The organism is Rhizobium sp. KNZ14-9A, from assembly GCF_056755015.1.
In genome coordinates this window covers 814,088-839,091 of sequence record NZ_JBPGXB010000002.1, presented here as the reverse complement: position 1 = coordinate 839,091, position 25,004 = coordinate 814,088, and the positions used below count along the sequence as shown (strand labels likewise).

Annotated in this window: 29 protein-coding genes, 1 pseudogene and 1 riboswitch; of the genes and pseudogenes, 17 read left to right on the top strand and 13 right to left on the bottom strand. The window is 61.1% G+C overall.

Annotation, left to right across the window (positions count from 1 at the left end):
• Positions 1-82: 82 nt before the first annotated feature.
• The 3 genes from ACR9ZQ_RS10295 to ACR9ZQ_RS10285 are packed head-to-tail and all read left to right on the top strand — an operon-like array spanning position 83 to position 1,241.
• Positions 83-292 (top strand): AbrB/MazE/SpoVT family DNA-binding domain-containing protein, encoded by a 210-nt coding sequence (locus ACR9ZQ_RS10295; RefSeq protein ID WP_481427709.1) that lies wholly within the window; start codon positions 83-85, stop codon positions 290-292.
• On the top strand, positions 292-669 hold the full coding sequence (locus ACR9ZQ_RS10290) for a PIN domain-containing protein (RefSeq protein ID WP_481427708.1): 378 nt from the start codon (positions 292-294) through the stop codon (positions 667-669). Before ACR9ZQ_RS10295 ends, ACR9ZQ_RS10290 begins: the two co-directional genes overlap by 1 nt.
• Positions 666-1,241 (top strand): class I SAM-dependent methyltransferase, encoded by a 576-nt coding sequence (locus ACR9ZQ_RS10285; RefSeq protein WP_481427707.1) that lies wholly within the window; start codon positions 666-668, stop codon positions 1,239-1,241. Before ACR9ZQ_RS10290 ends, ACR9ZQ_RS10285 begins: the two co-directional genes overlap by 4 nt.
• Positions 1,242-1,292: 51 nt before the next feature.
• Here the strand turns inward: ACR9ZQ_RS10285 and ilvC are convergent, their stop codons facing one another.
• Positions 1,293-2,312 (bottom strand): ketol-acid reductoisomerase, encoded by a 1,020-nt coding sequence (gene ilvC, locus ACR9ZQ_RS10280; protein WP_481427706.1) that lies wholly within the window; start codon positions 2,310-2,312, stop codon positions 1,293-1,295.
• Positions 2,313-2,359: 47 nt separating this feature from the next.
• Positions 2,360-3,010, bottom strand: a complete 651-nt coding sequence (locus tag ACR9ZQ_RS10275) for a TetR/AcrR family transcriptional regulator C-terminal domain-containing protein (protein WP_007817743.1) — start codon at positions 3,008-3,010, stop codon at positions 2,360-2,362.
• A 174-nt stretch (positions 3,011-3,184) separates the two neighbouring features.
• Between ACR9ZQ_RS10275 and ACR9ZQ_RS10270 the strand changes: the two genes are divergently transcribed.
• Positions 3,185-3,541, top strand: coding sequence for a DUF4087 domain-containing protein (locus tag ACR9ZQ_RS10270; RefSeq protein ID WP_310387522.1), 357 nt, complete (start codon positions 3,185-3,187; stop codon positions 3,539-3,541).
• Positions 3,542-3,559: 18 nt separating this feature from the next.
• On the opposite strand, the gene ACR9ZQ_RS10265 is transcribed toward ACR9ZQ_RS10270, so the two are convergent.
• Positions 3,560-4,468, bottom strand: a complete 909-nt coding sequence (locus ACR9ZQ_RS10265; protein WP_481427705.1) for an AraC family transcriptional regulator — start codon at positions 4,466-4,468, stop codon at positions 3,560-3,562.
• Between the two features lie 197 nt (positions 4,469-4,665).
• On the opposite strand from ACR9ZQ_RS10265, the gene ACR9ZQ_RS10260 reads away from it, so the two are divergent.
• Entirely contained in the window at positions 4,666-5,712 is a 1,047-nt protein-coding gene (locus ACR9ZQ_RS10260) for an NAD(P)-dependent alcohol dehydrogenase (protein WP_481427704.1), read from the top strand.
• Between the two features lie 57 nt (positions 5,713-5,769).
• Here the strand turns inward: ACR9ZQ_RS10260 and ACR9ZQ_RS10255 are convergent, their stop codons facing one another.
• Entirely contained in the window at positions 5,770-7,050 is a 1,281-nt protein-coding gene (locus ACR9ZQ_RS10255) for an NAD(P)/FAD-dependent oxidoreductase (protein ID WP_310387526.1), read from the bottom strand.
• Between ACR9ZQ_RS10255 and ACR9ZQ_RS10250 the strand changes: the two genes are divergently transcribed.
• Positions 7,039-8,013, top strand: a complete 975-nt coding sequence (locus ACR9ZQ_RS10250) for a protein kinase family protein (protein ID WP_310387527.1) — start codon at positions 7,039-7,041, stop codon at positions 8,011-8,013. The genes ACR9ZQ_RS10255 and ACR9ZQ_RS10250 overlap by 12 nt on opposite strands.
• Positions 8,014-8,022: 9 nt before the next feature.
• On the opposite strand, the gene ACR9ZQ_RS10245 is transcribed toward ACR9ZQ_RS10250, so the two are convergent.
• A complete protein-coding gene (locus tag ACR9ZQ_RS10245) occupies positions 8,023-8,487 on the bottom strand; it encodes an Lrp/AsnC family transcriptional regulator (protein ID WP_310387529.1) in 465 nt (154 codons plus the stop codon).
• A gap of 149 nt (positions 8,488-8,636) precedes the next feature.
• On the opposite strand from ACR9ZQ_RS10245, the gene ACR9ZQ_RS10240 reads away from it, so the two are divergent.
• From ACR9ZQ_RS10240 to ACR9ZQ_RS10225, 4 genes are all read left to right on the top strand, one after another.
• The gene (locus ACR9ZQ_RS10240) at positions 8,637-9,359 is read left to right on the top strand and encodes an aspartate/glutamate racemase family protein (RefSeq protein WP_310387531.1); all 723 of its coding nucleotides are present in this window, start codon (positions 8,637-8,639) and stop codon (positions 9,357-9,359) included.
• A gap of 62 nt (positions 9,360-9,421) precedes the next feature.
• Positions 9,422-10,339 (top strand): bifunctional helix-turn-helix transcriptional regulator/GNAT family N-acetyltransferase, encoded by a 918-nt coding sequence (locus ACR9ZQ_RS10235; protein ID WP_310387533.1) that lies wholly within the window; start codon positions 9,422-9,424, stop codon positions 10,337-10,339.
• 60 nt (positions 10,340-10,399) lie between these two features.
• Positions 10,400-11,023: a TetR/AcrR family transcriptional regulator gene (locus ACR9ZQ_RS10230; RefSeq protein WP_481427703.1), complete on the top strand. Its 624-nt coding sequence runs from the start codon at positions 10,400-10,402 to the stop codon at positions 11,021-11,023.
• Between the two features lie 93 nt (positions 11,024-11,116).
• On the top strand, positions 11,117-12,325 hold the full coding sequence (locus ACR9ZQ_RS10225) for an MFS transporter (RefSeq protein WP_310387537.1): 1,209 nt from the start codon (positions 11,117-11,119) through the stop codon (positions 12,323-12,325).
• 88 nt (positions 12,326-12,413) lie between these two features.
• Here ACR9ZQ_RS10225 and ACR9ZQ_RS10220 read toward each other — a convergent pair whose 3' ends face one another.
• Positions 12,414-12,860 (bottom strand): winged helix-turn-helix transcriptional regulator, encoded by a 447-nt coding sequence (locus ACR9ZQ_RS10220; RefSeq protein ID WP_310387539.1) that lies wholly within the window; start codon positions 12,858-12,860, stop codon positions 12,414-12,416.
• A gap of 119 nt (positions 12,861-12,979) precedes the next feature.
• Here ACR9ZQ_RS10220 and ACR9ZQ_RS10215 point away from each other — a divergent pair, with 119 nt between their 5' ends.
• The gene (locus ACR9ZQ_RS10215; RefSeq protein WP_481427702.1) at positions 12,980-13,867 is read left to right on the top strand and encodes an SDR family oxidoreductase; all 888 of its coding nucleotides are present in this window, start codon (positions 12,980-12,982) and stop codon (positions 13,865-13,867) included.
• Positions 13,868-14,018: 151 nt separating this feature from the next.
• Here the strand turns inward: ACR9ZQ_RS10215 and ACR9ZQ_RS10210 are convergent, their stop codons facing one another.
• The gene (locus ACR9ZQ_RS10210; protein ID WP_481427701.1) at positions 14,019-14,771 is read right to left on the bottom strand and encodes a pyridoxine 5'-phosphate synthase; all 753 of its coding nucleotides are present in this window, start codon (positions 14,769-14,771) and stop codon (positions 14,019-14,021) included.
• Between the two features lie 447 nt (positions 14,772-15,218).
• Here ACR9ZQ_RS10210 and ACR9ZQ_RS10205 point away from each other — a divergent pair, with 447 nt between their 5' ends.
• Positions 15,219-15,911 (top strand): MerR family transcriptional regulator, encoded by a 693-nt coding sequence (locus ACR9ZQ_RS10205; protein WP_007817771.1) that lies wholly within the window; start codon positions 15,219-15,221, stop codon positions 15,909-15,911.
• Positions 15,912-15,978: 67 nt separating this feature from the next.
• On the opposite strand, the gene ACR9ZQ_RS10200 is transcribed toward ACR9ZQ_RS10205, so the two are convergent.
• Positions 15,979-17,106, bottom strand: coding sequence for an ATP-dependent DNA helicase (locus tag ACR9ZQ_RS10200; RefSeq protein WP_113323371.1), 1,128 nt, complete (start codon positions 17,104-17,106; stop codon positions 15,979-15,981).
• Between the two features lie 59 nt (positions 17,107-17,165).
• A complete protein-coding gene (locus tag ACR9ZQ_RS10195) occupies positions 17,166-18,467 on the bottom strand; it encodes a bifunctional folylpolyglutamate synthase/dihydrofolate synthase (protein ID WP_481427700.1) in 1,302 nt (433 codons plus the stop codon).
• A 20-nt stretch (positions 18,468-18,487) separates the two neighbouring features.
• Positions 18,488-18,568, bottom strand: a riboswitch (ZMP/ZTP riboswitch).
• A 173-nt stretch (positions 18,569-18,741) separates the two neighbouring features.
• On the opposite strand from ACR9ZQ_RS10195, the gene ACR9ZQ_RS10190 reads away from it, so the two are divergent.
• The 4 genes from ACR9ZQ_RS10190 (at position 18,742) to ACR9ZQ_RS10175 (ending at position 21,552) form a co-directional block, all read left to right on the top strand.
• Positions 18,742-19,773: a GAF domain-containing protein gene (locus ACR9ZQ_RS10190; protein WP_481427699.1), complete on the top strand. Its 1,032-nt coding sequence runs from the start codon at positions 18,742-18,744 to the stop codon at positions 19,771-19,773.
• 90 nt (positions 19,774-19,863) lie between these two features.
• Complete coding sequence (locus ACR9ZQ_RS10185; RefSeq protein ID WP_481427698.1) at positions 19,864-20,244, top strand: COG4315 family predicted lipoprotein; 381 nt, start codon at positions 19,864-19,866, stop codon at positions 20,242-20,244.
• 13 nt (positions 20,245-20,257) lie between these two features.
• Entirely contained in the window at positions 20,258-20,773 is a 516-nt protein-coding gene (locus ACR9ZQ_RS10180) for an RNA polymerase sigma factor (RefSeq protein WP_481427697.1), read from the top strand.
• Entirely contained in the window at positions 20,770-21,552 is a 783-nt protein-coding gene (locus ACR9ZQ_RS10175; RefSeq protein WP_481427696.1) for an anti-sigma factor family protein, read from the top strand. The genes ACR9ZQ_RS10180 and ACR9ZQ_RS10175 overlap by 4 nt, the downstream gene beginning before the upstream one ends.
• Before the next feature lie 27 nt (positions 21,553-21,579).
• On the opposite strand, the gene ACR9ZQ_RS10170 is transcribed toward ACR9ZQ_RS10175, so the two are convergent.
• From ACR9ZQ_RS10170 to nthA, 4 genes and pseudogenes are all read right to left on the bottom strand, one after another.
• A complete protein-coding gene (locus ACR9ZQ_RS10170; RefSeq protein WP_481427695.1) occupies positions 21,580-22,137 on the bottom strand; it encodes a hypothetical protein in 558 nt (185 codons plus the stop codon).
• A 183-nt stretch (positions 22,138-22,320) separates the two neighbouring features.
• Positions 22,321-22,693, bottom strand: a pseudogene (locus tag ACR9ZQ_RS10165) (nitrile hydratase accessory protein).
• Positions 22,680-23,339: a nitrile hydratase subunit beta gene (nthB, locus tag ACR9ZQ_RS10160; RefSeq protein ID WP_481427694.1), complete on the bottom strand. Its 660-nt coding sequence runs from the start codon at positions 23,337-23,339 to the stop codon at positions 22,680-22,682. The pseudogene ACR9ZQ_RS10165 and the gene nthB overlap by 14 nt, the downstream one beginning before the upstream one ends.
• Positions 23,336-24,007 carry a nitrile hydratase subunit alpha gene (gene nthA, locus ACR9ZQ_RS10155; RefSeq protein ID WP_481427693.1) on the bottom strand — a complete coding sequence of 224 codons (672 nt, stop codon included), beginning with the start codon at positions 24,005-24,007 and terminating at the stop codon, positions 23,336-23,338. The genes nthB and nthA overlap by 4 nt, the downstream gene beginning before the upstream one ends.
• Positions 24,008-24,262: 255 nt before the next feature.
• On the opposite strand from nthA, the gene ACR9ZQ_RS10150 reads away from it, so the two are divergent.
• Positions 24,263-24,955: a hypothetical protein gene (locus tag ACR9ZQ_RS10150; protein WP_481427692.1), complete on the top strand. Its 693-nt coding sequence runs from the start codon at positions 24,263-24,265 to the stop codon at positions 24,953-24,955.
• Positions 24,956-25,004 lie beyond the last annotated feature (49 nt).

The window sequence follows — 25,004 nt, the reverse complement described above, 5'->3', positions numbered from 1 at the left end:
GCATCAACGCCGAAAACGGTTCGCCATTGACCAACGTCGGTCGAATTCTTACTGTCAGCCAATCGATAGAGGAAAGGTAAGAATGGCAACCGCAACCCTCTCTTCCAAATTTCAGATCTCCATTCCGAAGGAAGTGCGCGAGCAGCAGCACTGGTCCGCAGGCCAGGAATTCGTCTTCATCCCGAAAGGCAAGGGCGTCCTTCTCATGCCCGTCCCCGAACTGACAGATCTCAAGGGCATGGCCAAAGGCGCCGACCCGAACGACTACCGCGACCGGAAAGACCGGTTCTGATGCGCGTCGTCGACAGCTCAGCCTGGATCGAATGGCTGACCCAAGGCCCGGCCGCAGATCGCCTGCAAGGCGAGATGCCTGGGCGAACCGAATGCATCGTCCCCACCATCGTCCAGCTCGAACTCGCCAAATGGCTGGAGCGCGAACGCGGTGAAGAAGCAGTCGATTCCTTCTTCGCCTATACCGCCACCTGCATCGCGGCCCCTTTCGACACGGCGTTGGCCCGCCGCGCCGCCGAAGTCTCGGCGAAACGCAAGCTCGCCCTAGCCGACGCCATCATCTACGCCACCGCCGAACTGCATGACGCCGACGTTCTGACGCTCGACGCCCATTTCAAGGGCCTCGACCGAGTCGTTTATATAGAGAAGAACCCATGACAACCTCCTTCTACGACGACAACGCCGAAACCTACGCCACCCGCGACCGGAAACCACCAGCGGCAAGACTGGACGCCTTCCTCGCCGCCCTCCCCGAGAAGGCACGCATTCTTGAACTCGGCTGCGGTGGCGGACAGGACTGCGCCTATATGCTGTCCAGGGGCTTCGACGTCACACCGACCGATGGCTCGGCTGAGCTTGCCCGACAGGCAGAGAAACTGATCGGCAGGCCGGTGAAGGTCATGCGTTTCGAGGAGCTTGCAGCACACAAAGAATTCGATGGCGTCTGGGCCGAGGCGAGCCTTCTGCATGTGCCCCGCACCGATCTTCTCGGCATCCTCGCCCTCATCCACAACGCCCTGAAGAAAGACGGTATTTTCCACGCGAGCTTCAAGGCTGGCACCGGCGAAGGCCATGATGATTTCGGGCGCTACTACAATTACCCTTCAAGCGAATGGCTGCAGGAATTGCTCGTGGCCGGCGGCTGGAGAGACATCGCGATCAACGAAGCGGATGGCGGCGGCTATGACAACAAGCCCACCCGCTGGCTATATCTTGCCGCCCGCAAATAAAAAGACCGGAGCTTTCGCCCCGGCCTCTCATAATCACAATCTCAGAACAGCTTAGTTGACAGACTTGTCGACCAGCTTGTTCTTGCCGATCCAGGGCATCATGGCGCGCAGCTTCGTGCCGACTTCCTCGATCTGGTGGCTGTCGTTCAGGCGGCGGATGCCTTTGAAGCGCGCGCCGCCGGCACGGTATTCCTGCATCCAGTCGGAGGTGAACTTACCGGTCTGGATGTCCTTGAGAACACGCTTCATTTCGGCCTTCGTTTCGGCGGTGATGATGCGCGGACCGGAGACGTATTCGCCCCACTCGGCCGTGTTGGAGATCGAGTAGTTCATGTTGGCGATGCCGCCTTCATAGATCAGGTCGACGATCAGCTTCACTTCGTGCAGGCACTCGAAATAGGCCATTTCCGGCGCGTAACCGGCTTCGGTCAGCGTTTCGAAGCCGGCGCGGATAAGCTCGACGAGACCGCCGCAGAGAACGACCTGTTCGCCGAAGAGGTCGGTTTCGCACTCTTCGCGGAAGTTGGTTTCGATGATGCCCGAACGGCCGCCGCCGACGCCGCAGGCGTAGGAGAGAGCGAGTTCAAGTGCATTGCCGGAAGCGTTCTGGTGAACGGCAACGAGGCAGGGAACGCCGCCGCCCTTCTGGTATTCGCCGCGAACCGTGTGGCCCGGGCCCTTCGGGGCGATCATGACGACGTCGACGGTCGCCTTCGGCTCGATGAGGCCGAAGTGAACGTTGAGGCCGTGAGCGAAGGCGATAGCAGCGCCGTCACGGATGTTCGGAGCGATGTCGGCCTTGTAGATGTCGGCCTGCAGTTCGTCCGGGGTTGCCATCATCATCAGGTCGGCCCAGGCGGCAGCTTCGGCAACCGTCATGACCTTGAAGCCGTCGGCTTCGGCCTTCTTGACGGTCGGCGAACTGGCCTTGAGCGCGATGACGACATTCTGGGCGCCGGAATCCTTGAGGTTCAGCGCATGTGCGCGACCCTGCGAACCATAGCCGATGACGGCGACCTTCTTCGACTTGATGAGGTTGAGATCGGCATCACGATCGTAATAGACGCGCATTGAAATTCCTTCCCTTTTGCTTGTCTTGTTGACTGTCAAAAAGCGGTTCAGCCGAGGATCGGCATCTCCGCCAGAACTTTCTCCGTGCCGTAAAGGCGCAGGAAGGCGGTGACCGCCTTCTCCGCCTGACGCGCGGTATCCTTGAGCCCCGGCTCGCCGAGCAGCATGCGCACATGCAGGTCGGAAACGATGAGGCCGTAAAGCGTATGATAGGCCTCATCGGCATCATGGAAGCGCAACAGCCCTGCCCTTTTTCCCGCGTCGATCAGCGCCATGGCGCGGCGGTCGATCTGCCGGCGGCCGCGCTCCAGCAAGAGCTTGCCGAGCTTCGAGCCGTCGCGATGCGACTGGCCGATCGCCAGCCGGTTCAGCGCCAGCGATACGTCACCGGCCAGAACTTCGAGAAGATCGCGGGCGAAGATGACGAGATGGTCGTGCAGGCTCGTATAGGTCAGCCGCTCGCCGCTGCGCTCGAAGGTGCGCACTTTGCTCGCCTGATAGGCAATCATGGCCGAGAGCAGACCGTCACGGTCGCCGAACCACTTGTAGAGGCTTTCCTTGGAGCAATTGGCGGCGCGCGCCACACCCGATGTCGTCAGTGCCTTCTCGCCTCCGTCGACGAGAAGCTGCAGCGCCTGCTCCAGAACAGCGTTCTGGCGTGGCGAAAACTCGCTCGGCTCTGCGACATCGACTGACACGGTTTCAACTCCCCATTTACGTACCGTACGGTACGGTTCGTGGCGTTTATGCGCCAGATCGCAGGCTCTCGTCAAGAACCGTCAGGAGATTTTTTCGTATCATATGAAACAGCGGAATTCGGCTGTTCGAAGGCAGGCAAATCGCCGAACATTGATGCCCAAGGAGAATCGCCCGTGAAAACAATAGCCCTCACCGCTGCCCTGTCGCTTGCCCTCGCCCTCCCGGCCCTTGCCGCCGAGACGCGCTGCGGCTGGATCCAGAACCCCACGCCTGCCAATTGGTGGCTGGACGATGCACAAAATACCTGGACGATCATGACGCAGGGAAGCGGCGAAGAACCCGAGGGCATGGACCTGATCCCTGATATCTCCGAGCACGACTATGTGCGCACCAACGGCAATTACGGCTATGCCTGCGCCTGCATGAACGTTGAGACCGACGGCAAGGAGCGCATTACGCGCATCCTCGCCTTCCGCCAGCTGACGCTCGCCAAGTGCCGCAACGACAAGGCGCTGAAATTTCCTGGCTGAGGTCTACTCGGCTGCCCCTTATTCTGCTGCCATGGCCTCGCGCGCGCCATCGACATCGCGCGCCGGCGACGCGCCGTAGAGGCGGCTATATTCGCGGCTGAACTGAGACGGGCTCTGATAGCCGACTTGGTGGCCGGCAGTGCCCGCATCGAGCCGCTCCACCAGCATCAGCCGGCGCGCCTCGTGCAGGCGAAGCTGTTTCTGATACTGCATCGGCGTCATAGCCGTCACCGACTTGAAATGATGATGGAACGAAGACGCGCTCATGCTGACATGATCGGCCAGCTCCTCGATGCGCAGCGGCCGGGCGAAATTTTCCTTCAGCCAGGCGACGGCCCGCGCGATCCTGTTGCTGTGGCTGTCGGCAGTGGCGATATTGATTAGCCGCTCGCCATCGGGGCCGGTCAGTATCCGGTAGAGGATTTCCTGCTCGATCAGCGGCGCCATGGCCGGAATGTCGTCTGGACGATCGAGCAAGCGCAGCAGGCGCACGGCAGCGTCAAGAAGTTCCGGCGGCGCGACATTGACAGCCATGCCGCGCTGGCCGTCGGTATGGGCGGCAGGCCGCGGAATGTCGATTCGGCTCAAAAGCTCCAGCAACTTTTCGGAGTCGATCGCGAGCCCGAGACAAAGATGCGGCACCTCGGGGCTGGCCTCGGCGATGCGCCAGGCGACCGGCAGATCGAGCGAAGTCAGCAGATAATCCCCGGTTCCATAGCTGATGAACTCATCTCCGAGGCGAAGGCTCTTGGCGCCCTGCAGCACGAAGGCAAAACATGGCTTGTAGCTGCTATGCAACGGATCGCTGGGATTGGAGCGGCGGCTAATGTGAAGATTGCCGATCGACGTGCGGAACTCGCCATCGCCGGGCGCAAAGCGCATCGCGATATCGACGATTTCCCGATAGGGATTGAAGGGCAAGGTCATGGGCAACTCTTTCTGTCTCACGCCAGCGATATCGGTCTTATCTAAAGCTCCTTTTCCATTTCGCAAACAGGTGGCCGGCTCACTTTTGCAGGATCGTGCAAAAAGCAGAGAGTATCTCTCTAACGCTGATGCGTGGTTCCGGGCAATAGTCCGGGCATCCTCTCACCCCACCCCTGAAATCGAAAAGGAAGGCTCCCATGCCTATTGCAAGAGGCTACGCCGCCACCGACGCTTCCAAGCCGCTCGCCCCTTTCACCTTCGAGCGCCGCAACCCGAACCCGGACGACGTCGTCATCGACATCAAGTTTGCCGGCATCTGCCATTCCGACATCCATACCGTCCGCAACGAGTGGAAGAACGCCGTATACCCGATCGTGCCCGGCCATGAGATCGCCGGCATCGTGACGGCCGTCGGTTCCGCCGTGACCAAGTTCAAGGTCGGCGACCGCGTCGGCGTCGGCTGCTTCGTCGATTCCTGCATCGGCTGCGCCGAACGCGACCTCGACCGTGAACAGTACATGCCGGGTCTCAGCGGCACCTACAATGATTTCGAAGCCGACGGCAAGACACGCACCCAGGGCGGTTATTCCGACTCGATCGTCGTCAAGGAAGGCTATGTCATGTCCATCCCGGACAACCTTCCGCTCGATGCCTCCGCACCGCTTCTCTGCGCCGGCATCACGCTCTATTCGCCGCTGCGCCACTGGAAGGCCGGCCCCGGCAAGAAGGTCGCAATCGTCGGCATGGGCGGCCTCGGTCATATGGGCGTCAAGCTCGGTGCTGCCATGGGCGCCGATATCACCGTGCTCTCCCAGAGCCTCTCCAAGAAGGAAGACGGCCTGAAGCTCGGCGCCAAGGAATATTACGCTACCAACGACCCGGAAACCTTCAAGAAGCTCGCCGGCGCCTTCGACCTCGTCATCTGCACAGTCAGCGCCGAGATCGACTGGAACGCCTATCTTGGCCTCGTGAAGGTGGATGGCGCCTTCGTGGTGGTCGGCGTTCCGGAAAACCCGATCCCGGTTCACGCCTTCTCGCTGGTCCCCGGCCGCAAGAGCATTTCCGGCTCGATGATCGGCTCTATCAAGGAAACCCAGGAAATGCTCGACTTCTGCGGCGAGCACAACATCGTTTCCGAGATCGAGAAGATCAACATCCAGCAGGTCAACGAAGCCTATGAGCGGGTGCTGAAGAGCGACGTCCGCTACCGCTTCGTCATCGACATCGCCTCGCTGGCAGCCTGATGAAACAGAAAGGGCGGCTCCCGGAGCCGCCCTTTTTCTTTGTGGTCTGTTTCGCCCCTACCCGTCGTCGCGCATGGTCTCGCGCTGGGTGATCAGCCGGGCGCTGTGCTGGCCGCTCATATAGATCCAGAACCAGTTCCAGGCGACGGTGAAGCGCGAGCGCGTACCGATCAGGAAGTAGATATGGGCGAGACCCCAGATCCACCAGGCGAGCCAGCCCTTGAGCTTGAAACGGCCGAAATCGATGATCGCCGCGCTCTTGCCGATCGTCGCAAGGCTGCCCTGATGCCAGTATTTGAACGGCCCCGGCGCCGGCTTGCCGGATATGCGGGCGCGGATGACCTTCGCCACATAGCCGCCCTGCTGCTTGGCCGCCGGCGCAATGCCCGGCACCGGCTTGCCATCCTCACGCATCACAGAGGCCGTATCGCCGATCACGAAGACATCGGGCAGGCCCGGCGCCGTCAGGTCCTTCTCGACGATGGTGCGCCCCGCCCGGTCGGCGGGCACGCCCAGCCAGCGTGCTGCATGCGAGGCCTGTACGCCTGCGGCCCAAACGATCGTGCGGCTCGGAATGAACGTCTCGCCGACCGTGACCCCGTCAGCCGTGCACTGCGTCACCGGCGTTCCCGTCAGCACCTCGACGCCGAGCTTCTCCAGTGCCTTTTGCGCATAGGCCGAGAGATCCTCGGCAAAGGCCGGCAGCACACGCGGCCCAGCTTCGATCAGCACGACGCGGGTCTTGCGCGTATCGATGTTGCGGAACTCTTTCGGCAGCGTGAAATGCGCCAACTCGGCGATGATGCCGGCAAGCTCACAGCCCGTCGGGCCAGCCCCGACGATGGAGAAGGTCAAAAACGCGTCGCGCACCGCCGGATCGCTTTCCACTTCCGCCCGCTCGAAGGCGAGCAGCACGCGGCGGCGGATCGTCGTCGCATCCTCCAGCGTCTTCAAGCCCGGAGCGACAGGCTCCCATTCGTCGTGGCCGAAATAAGCGTGCGTAGCACCAGTCGCCAGCACCAGCGTGTCGTAGTTCAACACCATACCGCTGCGTAAGGAAACGGTCTTTGCCAGCGCATCGACGCCGTTGACCTCGCCAAGCAGCGTGGTCACCTCGGGCCGGTCGGCATAGAGATGACGGATCGGCCAGGCGATCTCTGAAGTGGAGAGGATGGTCGTTGCTACCTGATAAAGCAGAGGCTGGAAGAGATGGTGGTTGCGCCGGTCTATGAGCGTGATCTTCACGCCCCCTCCCCTTGATCCCAGGCCTTTCAATCCATTGACGAGCTGCAGCCCACCGAAACCGCCGCCGACAACGACGACGTGATGTTCGCTCATGACCTACCCCTTTTTGTCATTCTGCTGCAGCAAATGTCGCCTTTCGCCGGAAGTATTCAACCGCTGTTTCGGCATATCTCCCCTGCATCCCGATCGGCTTTGATCGTTGCAGATATGCCCTTCACGTCCGTGCCATCCTCGTTGTCATCAAAACCGTTTTCCGCATACATTCCGGGCATGGACGAGGAAATCATTTTAACTGGCGGCGGGCGCAGCGAAGTGTCTCGGCAGGGCAGTATCGTTTATCGCCAGAGCGGCCCCTGGTCCCCGACCACTATTTCGCTGCTGAGACATCTTGCGCAGGTGGGATTCGCCGCATGTCCCCGTGTCGTCGGCACAGGTTTTGACGAGCGAGGCCGCGAAACCCTCTCGTTTATCGAGGGAGAGTTTGTCCATCCGGGGCCTTGGAGTGATGAGGCCATGCCGCGTCTCGGAAATATGCTCCGGCAACTCCACGAGGCGACGTCTTCGTTCAAGGTTCCAGACAATGCGGTCTGGCGCGGGTGGTTTGGCCGCGAACTCGGAACCGGTCCGCGTGTCATTGGTCACTGCGACACCGGCCCGTGGAACATTGTCTCTCGCTCCAACTCGCCAATCGCCCTCATCGATTGGGAGGTCGCAGGACCGGTCGGAATAGACATCGAACTGGCGCAAGCCTGCTGGTTGAACGCCCAGCTTTTCGATGACGATATAGCGGAAAGAATGAACCTTGGCTCGGCTATGACGAGAGCACGGCAGGTTCGCTATTTGCTCGACGGCTATGGCTTTTCGAAAGCGCAGCGAGATGGCTTTTTCGACAAACTGCTCACATTTGCTGTTTACGATGCTGCCGAGCAGGCGAAAGAGGCCCACGTTGCGCCGGAGACAAAAGATCCAGAATCCCTATGGGCCATAGCGTGGCGAACAAGGAGCGCATCCTGGATGCTCCGCAACCGATCCGCGTTGGAAGCGGCCTTGCTCTAGGTCGTTCGCTCAATTGGCGTAACTAACGGGGATCGCCGTGCCGCTCTTCATCAGTTCCATGGAGATCGACGCCGAGACGTCGAAAAGTTCGATGCGACGCACGATCCGCTTGTAGATAACATCGTAATGTTCGACGCGCGGCAGGACGATCTTCAGAATGTAATCGTAATTGCCGGTCAGCCGGTGCGCTTCGACGATTTCGGGGATATCGCTGATCGCGCGGCGGAAGGCCTCCGTCCATTCGTCGGAATGATGCGCCGTCTTGATGAGCGCAAAGAGCGTGGTCGGCACGCCCATCCGCTCGCGATCCAGCACGACGATGCGACGCGCGATATAGCCGCTCTCCTCCAGCCGCTGGATGCGCCGCGAACAGGCCGAGACCGATAAGGCCACGCGCTCTGCAAGGTCGGTCACGGAGATGCCTGCATCGTCCTGCAGGATATCAAGAATCCGCCTGTCGCGATCGTCGATCATGATGGCTCACGCTGAAATTTTGCAAAAAACTGAGAAATGCCGCAAAACCTTAGCACATATCGATGCAAAAGCACAAACAATGCAAACACGTTGCACCTGATCTGCTGCATCATTCCTGCATTCGAAAACACCATAGGGAGCGAGAATCCATGAAAAACATCGGCCTGATCGGCGGCATGAGCTTTGAAAGTTCTGCGGTCTATTACCGTCTCATCAACGAAATGGTGCGCGAGCGCCTGGGCGGCCTGGCCTCTGCCGAACTCACTTTGCATTCGGTGAATTTCGAGGAGATCGTTGCCCTGCAGAAGGCCGGCGCCTGGGATATGGCTGCCTCGCGCCTCGGCGATATCGCACTGCGCCTGCAGATTGCCGGTGCCCATTGCGTGCTGATCTGCACCAACACCATGCATCTGATCGCACCCGAGGTCTCCTCGCACATCTCAGTGCCGCTGATCCATATCATCGACGAGACCGCTAAGACGATCCATGAAGCCGGCTGCAAGCGCCCGCTGCTGCTTGCCACACGCTACACGATGGAGCACGGCTTCTATACCGACCGCATGAAGAGCCTCGGTCTCGACATCATGGTGCCCGACGCCGCCGACCGCACCACCGTGCACGACATCATCTTCAACGAGCTCTGCGCCGGCAAGGTGCTCGACAGCTCTCGCCAGAAGCTGATGGCGGTGATCGAACGCGCCCGCGCCAATGGCGCCGACAGCATCATTCTGGGCTGCACGGAGATCTGCCTGATCCTCAACCCGGATCACCTTCCCCTTGCTGGATTCGACACGACAGCAATCCATGCTCGCGCCGCCGTCGATTTCGCGCTCGAGGGAGAAATCGCAAACGAAGAAGAAGACGCAGCCTGAGCCCTCAATTTAGTTGACTCAGTCAAATAAAATCAGCAGGGTCTCTATCAGGAGACCCTGCCATGACCGACCTTTCCCTCATCGAATCCGCCCGCGAATTCAACCGCTTCTATACGAACTTCCTCGGCCTGTTGAACAAGGCCTATCTCGACACGCCCTTCACACTGACGGATGCGCGCGTGCTCTTCGAGATCGGCGCCCATGATGGAGTCAATGCCGGCGCTCTCGCCCGCGACCTGCAGCTCGACCCCGCCTATCTCAGCCGCATTCTCAAACGCTTCCGCGAAGAAGCCTTCATCGAGGCGACGCCCGATCCCGCCGATCAGCGCAGCCAGATCCTCACTGTCACCGGCAAGGGACGCAGCCAGTTCGAGGAGCTTGGCCGCCGCTCGAATGCACAGATCGCTGCCCGCTTCGACACGCTGGCCGATGGCGAGCCGCAGGCCGCCGTTGCCGCCATGCGCACGATCCGTTCGATCCTCGATCCGCAGGCAAGACCGGCTGCCGCCATCATCCGCCCGCATCGCGCCGGCGATATCGGCTGGATCGTCCAGAGCCAGGGGCGCTTCTATGCAGAGGAATATGGCTGGGATCTGCGCTTCGAAGGGCTGGTCGCCGATGTCGCTGGCAAGTTCCTCGCCAATTTCGACTCCGAGATGGAATATTGCTGGATCGCCGAGCGCGGCGGCATCAATCTCGGCTCCGTACTGATCACCAATGGCGGCGACGGCATTGCGAAGCTCCGCCTTCTCTACGTCGACAAGGCCGCGCGCGGTCTCGGCCTCGGCAAACGGCTTGTCGATGAGTGCATCGCCTTCTCGCGCCGTAAGCGATACCGGCAGATCTCGCTCTGGACCAACGACTTCCTCCACACCGCCCGCGCCATCTATCAAAAGGCCGGCTTCCGACTTGTCTCCGAGGAGAGACATCGCATGTTCGGTCCGGAAGCCAACGGCCAGACCTGGGTGCTTGATCTCTGATCTTGTTGCGTCGCAGAAATTTCACTTGATTTGGAAACGGTCATTCCCTAATTAGGCGCCATGACCGTTGACACCCTGACACCTGATGTAAAAACCCGCAGCCGCGGCCGCCCGCGCGAGTTCGACATGGACGCAGCACTCGATGCTGCGCTGCGCGTCTTCTCCGAGCGCGGCTACCATGCCGCCTCCATCAGCGAACTGACCGAAGCCATGGGCCTTGCCTCCGGCAGCGTCTACAAGGCTTTCAAGGACAAGCGCGGCATCTTCCTTGCCGCCTTCAAGCGCTATCGTCAGCTCGGCCGCGGCCGGCTGGAGGCAAAGATCGTATCCGTTAAGACCGGCCGCGAAAAGGTCTCCCAGATGGTCACGTATTACGCCGAGCTTTCCCATGGTGAAGCGGGCCTCAAGGGCTGCCTCGTCGTCGGCGGCGCAAACGATCTTTCTCTGCTGGACGAAGAAGCTGCGGAGCATGTGGCCGCCGCCTTTTCCGCTGACGAAAAGCTCATGGCCGACCTCATCCGCATCGGCCAGGCCGATGGCACCATTCCGTCGACCGTGGATGCTGATGCCACGGCCCTCACCTTTCTCTGCCTGACCAAGGGCTTGCGTGTCATCGGGAGGACGGGACGCGGCGAGAAAGAGATGATGGCTACAGTCGAGGCCGCGATGCGGCTCGTGACTTGACGATCGAAATATCGTCATCCGGTCAGGGATCGGGTGGCGGCAGACGATTAAATTGCATTCAATCCTCCCGATCATTGCCTTTTGGAGTTTCTAATGAGCGTTTCAGCCACCACGCCGGATAAGGTCACGCCCCGCGTCCTATCCCCCTGGCTAACCTTCCTTTTTGCAGCCTCCTGCGGCTTCGTCGCCGCCAACCTCTACTACGGCCAGCCGCTGGCAGGCCCGATCAGCGCCAATCTCGGCTTCTCGCCAGCCGCAACCGGCCTCATCGTCACGCTCACGCAGATCGGTTATGGCCTCGGTCTGCTCCTGATCGTGCCGCTCGCCGACCTCTTTGAAAACCGCCGCCTCATCCTGACGCTGATTGCCGCCTCGGCACTTGCGCTTGTTGGTGCGGCCTTCTCTTCCACGCCGGGCATGTTCCTGACAGCCTCGCTCTGTATCGGCCTGGCCTCGGTCGCAGCCCAGGTCCTCGTCCCCTTCGCCGCCAGCATGGCGCCGGACGCGACGCGCGGCCAGGTCGTCGGCAATGTCATGAGCGGACTGCTCTGCGGCATCATGCTCGCCCGCCCCTTCGCAAGCCTCGTCGCCGAAGCTTCCTCCTGGCATATGGTCTATTACGTCACCGCCGCCGTCATGATCGCGCTCGGCATCGTGCTGCGCGCCAATCTGCCGGTCCGCGTCCCCCACACGAAGCTGCGTTATGGCGAACTGCTGGCCTCGATGACCCACCTTGCGGTGCATTCTCGCGTGCTGCAGCGCCGTGCCCTTTATCAGGCAGGCATGTTCGGCGCCTTCAGCCTGTTCTGGACGACCGCGCCGCTGCTGCTCGCAAGCCCCGCCTTCGGCATCTCGCAGAACGGCATCGCGCTGTTTGCACTTGCCGGTGCCGCCGGCGCCATCGCCTCGCCGATCGCCGGCCGCCTTGCCGACCGCGGCATGACGAAGGTCGCCTCGACGCTCGCCATGCTGCTCGGCATGGGCTCTTTTCTCATCAGCCATTTCGCCACCGATGGCTCGCTGACGGCGCTCATCCTGCTGACGGCTGCGGCGATCCTGCTGGATTTCGGCGTGACGACCAATCTCGTCTGCGGTCAGCGTGCGATCTACGGCCTGAGCCCGGAACATCGCGGCCGCCTGAATGGCCTCTTCATGGCGACCTTCTTCACCGGCGGCGCGATCGGCTCGGCGCTCGGCGGCTGGGCTTATGCGACGGGCGGCTGGTCGATGGCGGCCTGGATCGGCTTCTGCTTCCCCGCAGTCGCCTTCCTGTTCTTCCTGACGGAAGGCCGCGGGAAATAATCAAGTCTAGGTCAGGCGGCTCGACCGCCTGATCCCCTAAAGCAATTCCAGCAAAAGCGTGCAGCGGTTTTGCGTCCGGAATTGCGCTCTATACAGCGTCTGCGTCGAACCGCAGTCGTGCCGCGCGAACATCGTCATGGTTCGCCTCGGCCCAGTTCAGAAGCTGCGACAGCACCGTGTAGAGCGAGCGGCCAAGATCGGTCATCCGGTATTCCACGCTCGGCGGCTTCGTCGGAAAAACCTCCCGCTCGATATAGCCGTCCCGCTGCAGGTCGCGCAGCGACTGGGTCAGCATGCGCTGGGAAATATCCGGGATCATGCGGCGCAGTTCGCCGAAGCGATAGGGCTGCTTGGCAAGCGCCTCCAGAAGCAGCGTCGACCATTTGCCGCCGATCTGCTGCATCATATCCCTGACCGGGCAATTGGTGAAATCCAGGCTGGCAAGGTCGATCTCGCGCCGCGCGCCGCCCAGCCCATCGGCCGGTCCTTTTGATTGGCGCGCTCTGGCTTTCAGATTGACGACTGTTCCTGCCATGAGGTGGTTCCCTTTTGGTAACGAAGTCCCGAAAAACTGCCTTCTTTACAGCCCCCGGTCAATTCCTATTCTAGTGTTACTCTCTTTTTGAGACCACCTGTCAACCACTAGAGGATATCATGAGCGAAACCATTCTCGTCACCGGCGCTGCAGGCCAGCTCGGCCAGCTTGTCGTCCATCACCTGATCGAAAGCTACAAGGTCGCCCCGGCAAACATCATCGCCGCGACCCGCAGCCCGGAAAAACTTGCGAGCCTCGCCGCCAAGGGTGTTGTCACCCGCAAGGCGGATTTCGATGACGCCGGCAGCCTCGAAGCCGCCTTTGCCGGCGTCGATCGCCTGCTGATCATCAGCACTGACGCCCTCGACACCCCCGGCAAGCGCCTGATCCAGCACAAGGCTGCCGTCGCCGCTGCCGTGAAGGCCAAGGTGAAGCACATCACCTACACTTCCATGCCGGCCCCTGACAATTCGCTTGTCACCTTCGCGCCCGACCACCTCGGCACCGAAAACGCCATCAAGGAAAGCGGCATCCCCTACACGATCGTGCGCGACGCCTGGTATCACGACAACTACCTGCACAGCATGCCGCACAATCTGCAGACCGGAAAATGGTTCACTTCGGCGGGTGACGGCAGGATCTCGACCATCTCGCGTGACGATTGCGCGCTCGCCATCGCCTCGGTGCTGGCATCAGGCATCTCCGCCAGCGCCACCTACACGGTGACCGGCAAGCAGTCGCTGACGCCGAAGGAAATTGCCGTGATCGCCACCGAAGCCACCGGCAAGCCGCTGGATGTCGTTGATGTCACCGACGAACAGCTCGGCCAGGGCATCCGCGGCGCCGGCCTGCCGGGCTTCGTTGCCGACATGCTGGTGTCGGCCGATGCCAATACCCGCGCCGGCAAGTTCGACATCGTCACCGACGATTTCACGAAGCTGACGGGCAAGCAGCCGCAGTCGCTGAAGGACTACTTCGTCGCCAATAAGGCCGCGCTCACAGCCTGAGCCGGCCTACAGCATCGGCCCGAAAATCAGAATCGATTTTCGGAAAGCCTGATACGTAGATTCAAAGAGTTAGAGCGTCCTTTGTGCGTCCGAATGGACGCACGGCGCTCTAAGGCTCGCCCCCACATCCACCGAGGGCGGGCCTCTTCTTTCAGATCTTCTGGCCGCAGGCCCGGCAGAAGCGGCGCACCGTTTCCGCCATACCATATTCCAGCGCATCCGCCGTCAGGCCGTGGCCGATCGAGACTTCGGCGAGAGCGGGAATGCGCTTCACGAGCGCGGGAAGATTTTCCACTGTGAGATCATGGCCGCCATTGACGGCAAGGCCGAGCGCAAGTGCGGCATCCGCCGTCTTGCCGAGCCCTTCGAGGATCGGCCCTACCCTTTCAGGCGCATCGTAGCAACCACCATAGGGGCCGGTGTAAAGCTCAATTCGGTCCGCACCCGTCGCTTTGGCAGCCTTCACCGCCTCCGCATCGCCATCTCCATCGGCAAACAGCGAAACACGGAATCCCATCTTCTTCAGCCGCGCTACGACATCGGTCAGGAAGGCTTGATGCTTGCGGAAATCCCAGCCGTGATCGGAGGTCGCCTGCGAGGGATCATCAGGCACCAGCGTCACCTGCTCCGGCTGGGCCTTGGCACAAAGCTCCAGGAATTCCTCGGTCGGATATCCCTCGATATTGAATTCGGCTTCCGGAAACTCGTCGTCGATCAGATTACGGATCACGGGCAGATCGGAAAAGCGGATATGCCGCTGGTCCGGCCGCGGATGCACGGTCAGCCCCGACGCGCCGGCGGCAAGAGCGATGCGCCCGAGGCCTTCCACGCTTGGCCAGGGCAGATCGCGCCGGTTGCGCAGCATGGCGATGGCATTGAGGTTCACGGAGAGTTTGGCGGGCATGGCAATATCCGTCTGGGATGGCGACTGGTCCTGCTTTTAAGGCAAGCTGTCCGCGAACGCCAATGAGATTCGCACATGCATTCATGCCTGTCCTTGATAGTCGCGCGCACCATGACGATCGACGTCAGGGGCGTACCAAAAAAAGTAATTCCCGTTCCCTTCGAAGATCATTCGTCAGCGACGACGAACCGTGTGGTTTTATTTTACCACATACCAAGCAAGAGGCGGATTGAGATGCCGCAACATTGCTATCCCATTTAAAAACGGTTATTTTTAGCACTTACAAAAGAACCCGTCCGCGCATAAAGTGGGCGCCACGTAACGAGTAAGTACGCCGAGTACTGCTTCTTCCAACGATAAGAACGCTAGAGGAAAACCCCGCTCGCCGCGCTCCGGAAGCAACTGGCAAAGCCGCATGAGGTGCAACTATCTGCCCCAGGAGGGTTCATGCCAGACGGTTCCAAACGTTTGTTTGCTGCCGCCGGTATCGCTTCGGAGGCCCGGTCGAAATACCGGTTCCTGCCTTCGGCCGCTTTGCCGCCGGATATCCCACAAGGTCCCGTTCCGATCGCCGACATGGCGAACGCATTCGGCGTCACGCACAGGACACTGCATTTCTACGAAGAGAAGGGCCTGATTTCCGCAAACCGCATCGGCCTGATGCGCGTTTACGATCAGGATGATGTCATGCGCATGGCGGTCATCACCGTCTGCCGCGAAACCGGCATGCCGATCGCCGTCATCCAGGAATTGATGGACGTGTTGCGCAGCGCGGCCTCCCAGGAAGAGGCCGAGTCGATCTTCCGCGAGGCCCTCTCCCAACGCAAGCGAGAGCTGACGGCCGAAATGTCGACTTTGCACCGGCAGCTGCAGCAGGTAAGCGACCTTCTCGATTACGACAGCAGCCTCGACCTGCCGCCGATCAACGACAACAGGGATCCGGCAAGCCTGACCGATCAGGAGCGCCAATGCCTGGAGCTGATGGCTGAAGGATATTCGACGCAGCGCATCGCCCGCGCCCTCGACCTCAGGCATGAGGAAACGCGCGCGCTGGAAGCCGACATCATCATGAAATTCCAAGCCAACAACCGCTTTCAGGCGATCGCCAAGGCGGTTCTCCTCGGCATCGTGCAGGCCTGATCACTTGGCAGCGGCCGCCACGCATCCCTGCAGGAGCACAAACGCCAGTTTCCAGCGGACGCCAATCTTAGCGAACGATTGTCAGCGTCTCTGCTGCGCGCGTAATCGCGGTGTAAAGCCAGCGCTCGCGCGTATCGCGAAAGGCCCAGCTTTCGTCGAACAATACGACATTGTTCCACTGCGAACCCTGCGCCTTGTGCACCGTCAGCGCATAGCCGTAATCGAACTCGTCATAGCGCTTGCGTGTGTTCCAGGGGATCTCGCCTTCCACATTCTCGAAGGCTTGCTTCAGAAGCTTGATCTTCGCAGCCCCACGATCCATATCGTCATCTTCGGGGCGGACCAGCAGGTTGATGCCGGGCTTGGTCGTTTCCTTGGATGAGGTCATGACCTGCCAGAGCGAGCCATTCAGCAGGCCCTTGGCCGGGTCGTTGCGCAGGCAGACCAGCTTGTCGCCGGTCTGCGGATGTTCGGTCGTAAAACCCTTGAGCTCCCGCAAACGCTGGTTATAGCGCCGCCGCGTCTTGTTTGTGCCGACGAGCACCTGATCGGCATCCATGACCAGCGGCTGCGTCACCTCGTTCTTCGAGATCACCTGCGCCTTGCCATAGTCGCCATACATGATCTCGTTGCCCTCACGCACCTGCATGGCAAGCTTGATGATCGGATTGTCGCGCGCCTGCCGATGAATATCGGTCAGCAGGTAGTCTGGGTCCTGATTGGTGAAGTAGCCGCCGCCGGTGACCGGTGGCAGCTGGCCAGGATCGCCGAGCACGAGGATCGGCGTGCCGAAGCTCATCAGGTCCTTGCCGAGCGCCTCGTCCACCATCGAGCACTCGTCGACGATGATCAGTGCCGCCTTGGCGACCGGGCTCTGGCGGTTGATGGAAAACATCGGCGCAATCGATGTCTTGCCGGTTTCCTCGTCGGCAATCTCTTCCTCGCCGCGCGGCCGGTAGATCAGCGAATGGATGGTCTTGGCATTCGACGCCCCGCGCGAGCGCAGCACCTGCGCCGCCTTGCCGGTGAAGGCGGCAAACAGTACGTCGCCATCGACATGCTCGGCAAAATGCTTGGCAAGCGTCGTCTTACCCGTGCCGGCATAGCCGAACAGACGGAAGAGCGGCGACCTGCCCTCCTTCAGCCAGTTCGAAACGGCTTTCAGGGCTTCATCCTGTTGCGGGGCGAATTGCATGGAAGCGACTTGGCAGGATTCGCCCGGCATAGGCAAGGTGGAATTTTCCTTGAAGCGAACTAGCTCTTCGCCGCCTCGCTGATGACCCGCTCGCGCAGCAAGCCGACGAGATAGAGCGATCCCGTCAGGATCACCCAGGCGCCGGAGGCGGCTGCCTGTTCGAGCGCCTTTTCATAGGCCGCCTGCGGATCATCGATCACCTCGCTCGCGAGACCGATCTGACCGGCAAGCGTCTGTAATTCGGCAGGAGAGCGGAAACGATTGGAAACCGAGGTGAAGATCGGCGAGACGCCGTAGCGGCCCATCACCTCGAGAAGCCCGGCGGCATCCTTGTCTGCCGCGATCGCCACGACAGCAATGCCCGGCCCGACAAATCCTTCCATGCCGGAGAGGTCGTCAAGCACTGCTTCGAGATTGAACGGCACATGTGCCCCGTCGAGCGCAACGGCAACACCCCTGCCCGCAACAGGCACGATGAAACGCTCCAGCCGTCCCGGCAACTGCGATTCCCGCTCGGCATCGGCATCGATCAGCCATCCACCGACCACCTTGCCCTCGCGCGCCTTGACGCCAAGTTCACCGAGCACATCGAGCGCGGTACCCGCGACTGCAATATTGCGCCCGGCAATCGTCGACGCTCCGGAAAAATCCGGACGGATCAGACGTGCATCGATCTCAGCTGCCCGCTTGGCAACCACTGCTCCGGCTTCATCATCCGCATCGAGCGGCGTAACGACGGTCGAGCGCGGCTTGATGATGCCGGCCTTTTCGAAGGCAATAGCCGCCCGCGTCTTGCCCAATATCTCCGTATGTTCGAGGCCGATATTGGTGATGATGGAAACATCGCTGTCGACGATATTGGTCGAATCCAGCCGGCCACCGAGACCCGTCTCGATCACGGCCCATTGAACGCCCGCATCGCGGAAAATCAGGAAACCGGCCGCTGTCAGTATGTCGAACCATGTTGCAGCTTCCGCTGGCGTCCCTTCCGCCCTTGCGGCCTTGAGAGCATCGAGCCCCAGGAAAAGTGCCTCGGCAAGCACAGCCTCCTCGACCGGTTGGCCATTCAGGCTGACACGCTCGGAAATATGCTCCACATGCGGCGAGGCATAACGCCCGACGGAAATACCGGCATGGCGCAAGCCTGCTTCGAGCAGCGCCGAGGTGGAACTCTTGCCCTTGGTGCCCGCCACATGGATCGAGCGGAAAGCGCGATGCGGATTGCCGAGACGGGCGGAGAGATCGAGGATCGGCTCCAGCCCGACGCGCATTTCGCCGCGCGGACGCTGTTCCCAGTTGGTGAGCTGATCAAGTTGCGAAAGGGCTTCGATAAGGCGGGGATTTTCTATCTGCATGGGCATGGCACAGGTTACAGGGGTTATTTTGGTGCCCAGGCGAGCAGCATCGGCAGCCTGCGCTTCCCGATGGTTCTCCATCTGTCTCGCCAGTCACGCAAGCGGGCCGACACTAGAACCTTTCCGTTGCCCTGCCTAGCCTCGCAAGCGTCATCATCACGGCTCCGCAGCGACGCCGCCTGCGGCAACTGCCAGTTAACGCTGGTGAATTTTAGCTCTTGCGGAGATTGGCAAGAGCGCCACTTTAGCTCCTGTCTATGACAAAGAGGCGGAGATTCGAATGGGACAGACTGTCCGAATTCCAGTCAACGAACCGCAGAGACTGCTTGCCGTGCGCTCGCTGAGCGCCATCAGCAGCAGCCCGACGCCGGAGCTTGCAGCACTTGCCGAGCTCGCCAAGAATGCATTCGCAATGCCCTATGCCGCCGTCAACATCGTCGACGAGGACTGGCTGCGCATCGCCGGCGAAGCGGGCATGCAGCTTTCGGAATGCCCGCGCGACCTTTCCTTCTGCACCCGTGTCGTCTTTGCCAACGACATGGTCGTCGTTTCCGATCTGGAACAGGATGCGGAGCTCAATGCCGCGCCCTATGTGACAGGCCCACCGCATTTCCGTTTTTATGCCGGCGCACCGCTGGAACTGGAAAACGAACTGGTCATCGGCGCCTTCTGCATTCTCGATCAGAAGCCGCGCCTCTTCACCGAAAAAGAGGCAGCCAATCTTCGCCGTTTCGCCCGTGTCGCGAGCGCGCTTCTGCGGCTGCAGAAGGCGAATTTCGTCATGGGCCTTGCCGAAAGCAGCCTGCGCACGGCGGCCATGACCGATCCGCTGACCGGCTTCCTCAACCGCGCCGCACTCGATGCCATCGTCGACCGCGCGCTGGAATCAGCCCTTGCCTCCGGCCAGACCTTCGGCGCCCTTTATCTCGACATGGACGGCTTCAAGTCGATCAACGATACGCTCGGCCACCATATCGGCGACGAGGTGCTGCGCGAGGCGGCAAACCGCATCCGTTCGGTCATCCGCTCCGGCGACATCGTCGTGCGCATGGGCGGCGACGAATTTGCGATCTTCGTACCGAACCCGCCGAACACCGAAGCGCTGGTCTCCGTCTCCGAACGCCTGCTCTCGGCCTTCCGTAGCCCCTTCGCCATCGAGGGGAATACTATTCTCGCCCGCCTGAGCATCGGTGCAGCACTCGCCCCGCAAGGCGGCGGCCGCCGCCGCGAACTGCTGCGCAACGTCGATGGCGCCCTCTATAGCGCCAAAGCCGCCGGACGGGACTGCTATGTGGTTTTCAATCCGAACTGACGTTTGAAAAAGAAACGGGAATAAAACGGACACCTGCCGTGTCTCATCTCCGGTAACGCAAGGTGCGTGCCTAACCCGAGGAGAGAGACCATGAAGTCCGTGAAATTCCTGTCCGTGCTGGCAGTCGTCGCTGCCACCGCCACTGCAGCCTTCGCAGCACCCGCCGTCACCGAAGTCGAAACGGCCAAGGGCAAGGTTCTTGCCGGCGAAAAGGGCATGACCCTCTACACCTATAAGAAGGACGAAAAGGGCGTATCGAGCTGCTACGACAAATGCGCCACCAACTGGCCGCCCTTCCTCGCTCCTAGCGGCGCCAAGGCCGAAGGTGCATACTCGCTCGTCGAACGCAAAGATGGAACCAAGCAGTGGGCCAAGGACGGCATGCCGCTCTATTACTGGGTGAAGGACACCAAATCAGGCGACATCACCGGCGACGGCGTCGGCGGTTCCTGGAACCTTGCCAAGCCCTGATGGCGAGACGCGCGTGAAGACGCCCCCACCCGATACGTTCGAGGGCCAGATCCTGGCCCTCCTTCCCTCGCTTCGGCGCTATTCCCGCAGCCTCACCCGCTCGGATACCGAAGGCGAGGATCTGCTTCAGGATTGCGTGGAGAAGGTTCTGGCCAGGCGCGGCCAGTGGCGGGGTATCAACCTGCGCGGCTGGGTCCTGACGACGATGACCAACCTCTACCGCAACACCCGCCGCGCCAGCCCCCGCGACCGGCTGATCGAGCTCGACGCCGTCGAAGAACTTGCCGGTCCTGATGCCCAGGCCGATCCGCTGGAGCGCCTGCGGCTGGAACAGGCCCTCGACAGTCTGTCGGAAGACTACCGCGCCGTCCTGATGCTCGTCGTCATCGAAGGCTACAGCTATCATGAAGTGGCAACCATGCTGGACATCCCGATCGGCACCGTCATGTCGCGCCTGTCGCGCGCACGCCAGCGCATGAGCGACCATATGAAAGCCGATAATGTGATTACGCTTCGGAGACCGAAATGAACGAGACCAACCCCACCGTGACCGAAGCGGACCTGCACGCCTTTGCCGATGGGCAATTGCCGGAGGCCGCCCGTACCCGCGTGGAAGCCTACCTCGCCGAAAACCCCGAGGAAGCCGCCATGGTCGCCGGCTGGCAGGCGCAGAATGCCGGCATCAAGTCCCTGTTTTCAGGCTATGAGAAGAGCCGCGACACCGATCTCCGGATGGTGGCACCGGCCGACATTGCCTCCCCCTGGAAGACACGCTCTGCCCTTGCCGCTGCCGCCGTCATGCTCTTCGCGCTTGGCGCCGTCAGCGATCGCTTCATCCCGCCGCTCTTCCAACGCCCGCCGCTGCAGCTGGCCGAATCCGAGACCTTGCCGAAGCAGGCCGAAACCGCCTTCCTCGTCTATGCCGGCGAAGTGCGCCACCCGGTCGAAGTCTTCGCCAATGAGGAAGCACATCTGGCGACCTGGCTCGGCAAGCGGCTGGCAATCCCCGATCTCAAGGTGCCGGACCTCAAATCCCTCGGTTTCCACCTTGTCGGCGGCCGCCTGCTGCCGGTCGATAACATGCCGGGCGCCATGTTCATGTACGAGGACCAGGGCGGCGAACGCCTCACCATCATCGTCGGCCGCAACAAGGAAAACAGGACGACAAGCTTCCGCTTCGCCTCCGCCAAGGATGTCGAGACCTTTTACTGGATCGACGGTGAACTCGGCTATGCGGTAACGGGCGAAATCTCCCGCGACATGCTGCGCAAGGTGGCCGAGGAATGCTACCGGCAGTTCCCGTCATAAAAGGGGAACTGCACGCAGACTACGCGATCAGGCCGATACGACTTGGTAGCGGCCGATTTCATCCTGCTTGAGCATAGAACCGCCCTCAGCACCCTCGGTAAGCTGCTTCTTCAAGGCCTGCGTGACCTTGTCGTTCTTGTCTGGATCATCAGCGCTGTCGATAAGATCTTCCAGCGTGATGCCGAGCTTATCCAGACCGAGATCGCGCTCGATCTTGGCAATGGCCTGCGCCCCGTCCGGCTTGCTCTTAAGGTCCGAAAAAGCCTTTTTCGTCGCAGCGACGAACGCATCCATCGATGCATAGTCGCTCTTTTTCACGCCGAGCGCTTCGCCTGCGCGGTCAATCAGATCGAGCTTCATCTGGGTCACGCTTCGATCGTTCACGCTGAACAAGGCATCCGAGATCTTGGACTGCGCGGCCGTCGGCTGCGGGCTCATGCCGGATGTCTGTTTGACCGGCTGGCCATGGGCAATCGCCACCAGATTGTCACCATCGGTCTTCTTGGCGTCGGTGGAATTCACAGGCGAAATGCTCTGCTGAAGGATCAGCAAGGCGGCTTCATTGGTCGATGAAATCGAAGTCATGCATGGTCCTCGTGCGCATGTGCTCGACCATCATGGGCGCAATGTGCAGGTTTGACCGGGCGTCATGCCTGAGCGGGAATCAGCTGGGTTTGCGATGGCATCATCGCCGTGATTCCTTGCATAAATATAAAACTTGAGCGTGTGCCTGTCGATAAATTCGATCGATAGCGTCAGGCCGTGATCTCAGCGCTGGGGATCGTTGGCAAGCTCGATCGGCTTGCCATGCGGCGTCGCTTCCGCCGCCCGCTGCCAACTCTTCTGCAGGTCGAGAATGGCGGAAGCATCCGCCACACCGCGGCTGACGAGCAGATCGGAAAGAGCCGCCCACCCAGCAGTCGAAATAATCGCTGCCATCCTCGGCCCGGCCAGGCTTGTGCAACTCCCCGGACAGGACCTCCGCCCATTCGCTCCAGGCAAACAGACCCTTCTCATGCAGTTGCACGGTCATGGCAAAGGCTTCCGCCGCCCAGGGTTCGGGGAAAACAGGATCACCCTCCGGCGACTTCGGCAGACCCGGCGATTGGGCCAGTTGAGACGGGATCTCACACACGCTCAAGATAGCTCTCCCAGGCATCGATGGAGACCGTTAGCGACGGATCGGCGCCCTCGCCCCAGATCTCGCCGCCATCGAAGACGACGGTATAGAGCCATTGCGGGTTCTCGCCCTTGCCATGCGCGTTGTCATCGGGAAAGACGAAGGAGCCCTGCACTGCCTCGATCATGCCCGTCTTGGAGCGCGCATAACGCGGCAGCCGCGTATGGGTGGCTGGATTGAAATTCTTCGTCTTTACCGTTTCGCCGACGAGAAAGAGCGGCGCGGTCTCGCCCGGCCGGTCGCAGGGAGCGCCCTTTGCGAGCACGCCTGAAACCATCTCCGCCTTCAGCACCCGCTTCGGCACCGCGCCATCCTGCAGCTTGTGGCCGGACAGCAGCTCCTCGCGGTTCGCAAAGCCGTGGCGTTCCAGGAGCATGTCGATGCCGCGGATCCAGATTTCGTAATAGCTCGCCGCCAGATAATCGGCCGGCGGAATACTCTCGCGCGCATGCCGGCTCTCGTCGATCGTCCAGGCGCCGAAAGCGCCGCAGGACAGCGTGATGCCGAGCGCCCGCTTCTCCCATTCGGCATGGAAATAGGGTTCGTTCGTTTCGGGCGCGACGGGGCCGAAGCCCATCTGGCCTCCGAGATCGTGCGGGCCGTTCACGCCGGCACCTTTGTGCCGGCAGCCGAGACCTTCGGGCTGCCAGCAATGGCCGTTCCGATCATCGCATCACGGCTGACGAGATCGGCAAGCGCCTCCTCGTCCATGCCTTCGGTCCCCTCAGGCCGCTCGGGAATGACGAGATAACGTAGCTCCGCCGTCGAATCCCAGACGCGAACCTTCTTGGTCTCAGGCAGCATCACCCCGAATTCGGCGAGCACGCCACGTGGATCGATGACCGCGCGCGAGCGATAGGCCGGCGCCTTGTACCAGACCGGCGGCAGGCCGAGCACCGACCACGGATAGCAGGAGCAGAGCGTGCAGACGATGAGGTTATGCATGTCAGCCGTGTTGAAGACAGCGCGCATATGCTCGCCCTGCCGACCCGTATAGCCAAGGCTCGCAATCGCCGCCGTCGCATCCCGCTTCAGCCATTCGGCAAAATCCGGATCGCTCCAGGCTTTCGCAACGACACGCGCGCCATTGCGCGGGCCGACCTTCGTCTCATAGGTCTCGACAATCGCATCGATCGCCGCCGGATCGATTAGCCCCTTCTCCGTCAGCAGCGTTTCCAGCGCTTTCACACGCGCCTGCATGTCCGAATAGTGGTTGTCGTGGTGATGATCATGGTGATCGTGGTCATGATCTGCGTGGTCGTCTCTGTGCCGCATGGCGCTCTCCGGGGTAGAGCGCTCGATCTTATGCGCCGATCGGAGGACCGCCAAGCGTATTTCTCGTCAAGAAGTGCCCCAATGAATGCCATCGGCAAGGATTGAAGGGGAAGCTAATTAAGCAACTCCTTATTTTTCGCCGTCATCCTAACCAAACGTTAATGGCTTCATCTCAACATTGCACACATGAAAGTTCCGACATTCGGCCGCAGCACCAGACCGCCCGCGCCTCCGTCCGCCCCTCCGCGAGAGGAGATGGAGAGCCTTGCGCACAGCTCGGCCTCTGCCGATCCGCGCCGGCGTGAGACCGAAGATACCGTGCAGAGCCCGGGGCTGGTTGCACGCGCCCTGCTCGACCACGTGATTCAGGAAATGGCGACGGACGGAAATGTTCATTCGATCAATCTGTTCGCAGCCCTGGGATCGGTTGGCGGTTTTTCGTGCGTCCTCACCGCCTTTGATATCGCTTCCGCCGGACAGCTCAGCGACGACGCTGATCTCATCGCCATGGAAACCGAGGATGGCTCCCGCTATTATACCGGCAATCTGCCGAACGCCTTCCTTCTGGAAAACCATGATTCCCTGCTCAACCTGACATACGGCGCGGCAAGAAGGTCCGGTGCTATGATCTCGCAAGAGATGGCGATGGAAGCGGTTCGTTACGTGGTCTCAACCATCGGACATCCGCAGTTCGGAATACCGCGATTGATGGATGAACACCGTCCAGGCGATACGCCCCTTGCCTACGTTCGCCGCCTGTGGCCGAAGTTGGCCGATGCTCTCGATCGAAATATCGTGCCCATCAGCAGGCGACCTTTCGCGATCGGCCTGGCGTTGGAACTTGCCTTCTACCAGGTCAGGCCGCCGCTCGACCCGTCCCTGGCGGCGCGGATCGTCACCGAATGCGCTATTCCCATGGCCAAACTCGATCCCCGCCTTATCGCCTAAGCCATCCGGCATGAAAGCGAGGCAGTTTCTTGCGAGCAATACGCGGGCA

Coding starts and splice junctions, on each gene's coding strand:
- ACR9ZQ_RS10150 (WP_481427692.1), top strand. CDS start 24,263: ATGGAGAGCCTTGCGCACAGCTCGGCCTCTGCCGATCCGCGCCGGCGT.
- ACR9ZQ_RS10230 (WP_481427703.1), top strand. CDS start 10,400: ATGACCGTTGACACCCTGACACCTGATGTAAAAACCCGCAGCCGCGGC.
- ACR9ZQ_RS10265 (WP_481427705.1), bottom strand. CDS start 4,468: ATGACCTTGCCCTTCAATCCCTATCGGGAAATCGTCGATATCGCGATG.
- ACR9ZQ_RS10215 (WP_481427702.1), top strand. CDS start 12,980: ATGAGCGAAACCATTCTCGTCACCGGCGCTGCAGGCCAGCTCGGCCAG.
- ACR9ZQ_RS10295 (WP_481427709.1), top strand. CDS start 83: ATGGCAACCGCAACCCTCTCTTCCAAATTTCAGATCTCCATTCCGAAG.
- ACR9ZQ_RS10175 (WP_481427696.1), top strand. CDS start 20,770: ATGAACGAGACCAACCCCACCGTGACCGAAGCGGACCTGCACGCCTTT.
- ACR9ZQ_RS10260 (WP_481427704.1), top strand. CDS start 4,666: ATGCCTATTGCAAGAGGCTACGCCGCCACCGACGCTTCCAAGCCGCTC.
- ACR9ZQ_RS10255 (WP_310387526.1), bottom strand. CDS start 7,050: ATGAGCGAACATCACGTCGTCGTTGTCGGCGGCGGTTTCGGTGGGCTG.
- ACR9ZQ_RS10210 (WP_481427701.1), bottom strand. CDS start 14,771: ATGCCCGCCAAACTCTCCGTGAACCTCAATGCCATCGCCATGCTGCGC.
- ACR9ZQ_RS10245 (WP_310387529.1), bottom strand. CDS start 8,487: ATGATCGACGATCGCGACAGGCGGATTCTTGATATCCTGCAGGACGAT.
- ACR9ZQ_RS10190 (WP_481427699.1), top strand. CDS start 18,742: ATGGGACAGACTGTCCGAATTCCAGTCAACGAACCGCAGAGACTGCTT.
- nthA (WP_481427693.1), bottom strand. CDS start 24,007: ATGCGGCACAGAGACGACCACGCAGATCATGACCACGATCACCATGAT.
- ACR9ZQ_RS10205 (WP_007817771.1), top strand. CDS start 15,219: ATGCCAGACGGTTCCAAACGTTTGTTTGCTGCCGCCGGTATCGCTTCG.
- ACR9ZQ_RS10225 (WP_310387537.1), top strand. CDS start 11,117: ATGAGCGTTTCAGCCACCACGCCGGATAAGGTCACGCCCCGCGTCCTA.
- ACR9ZQ_RS10195 (WP_481427700.1), bottom strand. CDS start 18,467: ATGCCCATGCAGATAGAAAATCCCCGCCTTATCGAAGCCCTTTCGCAA.
- ACR9ZQ_RS10290 (WP_481427708.1), top strand. CDS start 292: ATGCGCGTCGTCGACAGCTCAGCCTGGATCGAATGGCTGACCCAAGGC.
- ACR9ZQ_RS10200 (WP_113323371.1), bottom strand. CDS start 17,106: ATGCAATTCGCCCCGCAACAGGATGAAGCCCTGAAAGCCGTTTCGAAC.
- ACR9ZQ_RS10250 (WP_310387527.1), top strand. CDS start 7,039: ATGTTCGCTCATGACCTACCCCTTTTTGTCATTCTGCTGCAGCAAATG.
- ilvC (WP_481427706.1), bottom strand. CDS start 2,312: ATGCGCGTCTATTACGATCGTGATGCCGATCTCAACCTCATCAAGTCG.
- ACR9ZQ_RS10220 (WP_310387539.1), bottom strand. CDS start 12,860: ATGGCAGGAACAGTCGTCAATCTGAAAGCCAGAGCGCGCCAATCAAAA.
- ACR9ZQ_RS10240 (WP_310387531.1), top strand. CDS start 8,637: ATGAAAAACATCGGCCTGATCGGCGGCATGAGCTTTGAAAGTTCTGCG.
- ACR9ZQ_RS10285 (WP_481427707.1), top strand. CDS start 666: ATGACAACCTCCTTCTACGACGACAACGCCGAAACCTACGCCACCCGC.
- ACR9ZQ_RS10170 (WP_481427695.1), bottom strand. CDS start 22,137: ATGACTTCGATTTCATCGACCAATGAAGCCGCCTTGCTGATCCTTCAG.
- ACR9ZQ_RS10185 (WP_481427698.1), top strand. CDS start 19,864: ATGAAGTCCGTGAAATTCCTGTCCGTGCTGGCAGTCGTCGCTGCCACC.
- ACR9ZQ_RS10235 (WP_310387533.1), top strand. CDS start 9,422: ATGACCGACCTTTCCCTCATCGAATCCGCCCGCGAATTCAACCGCTTC.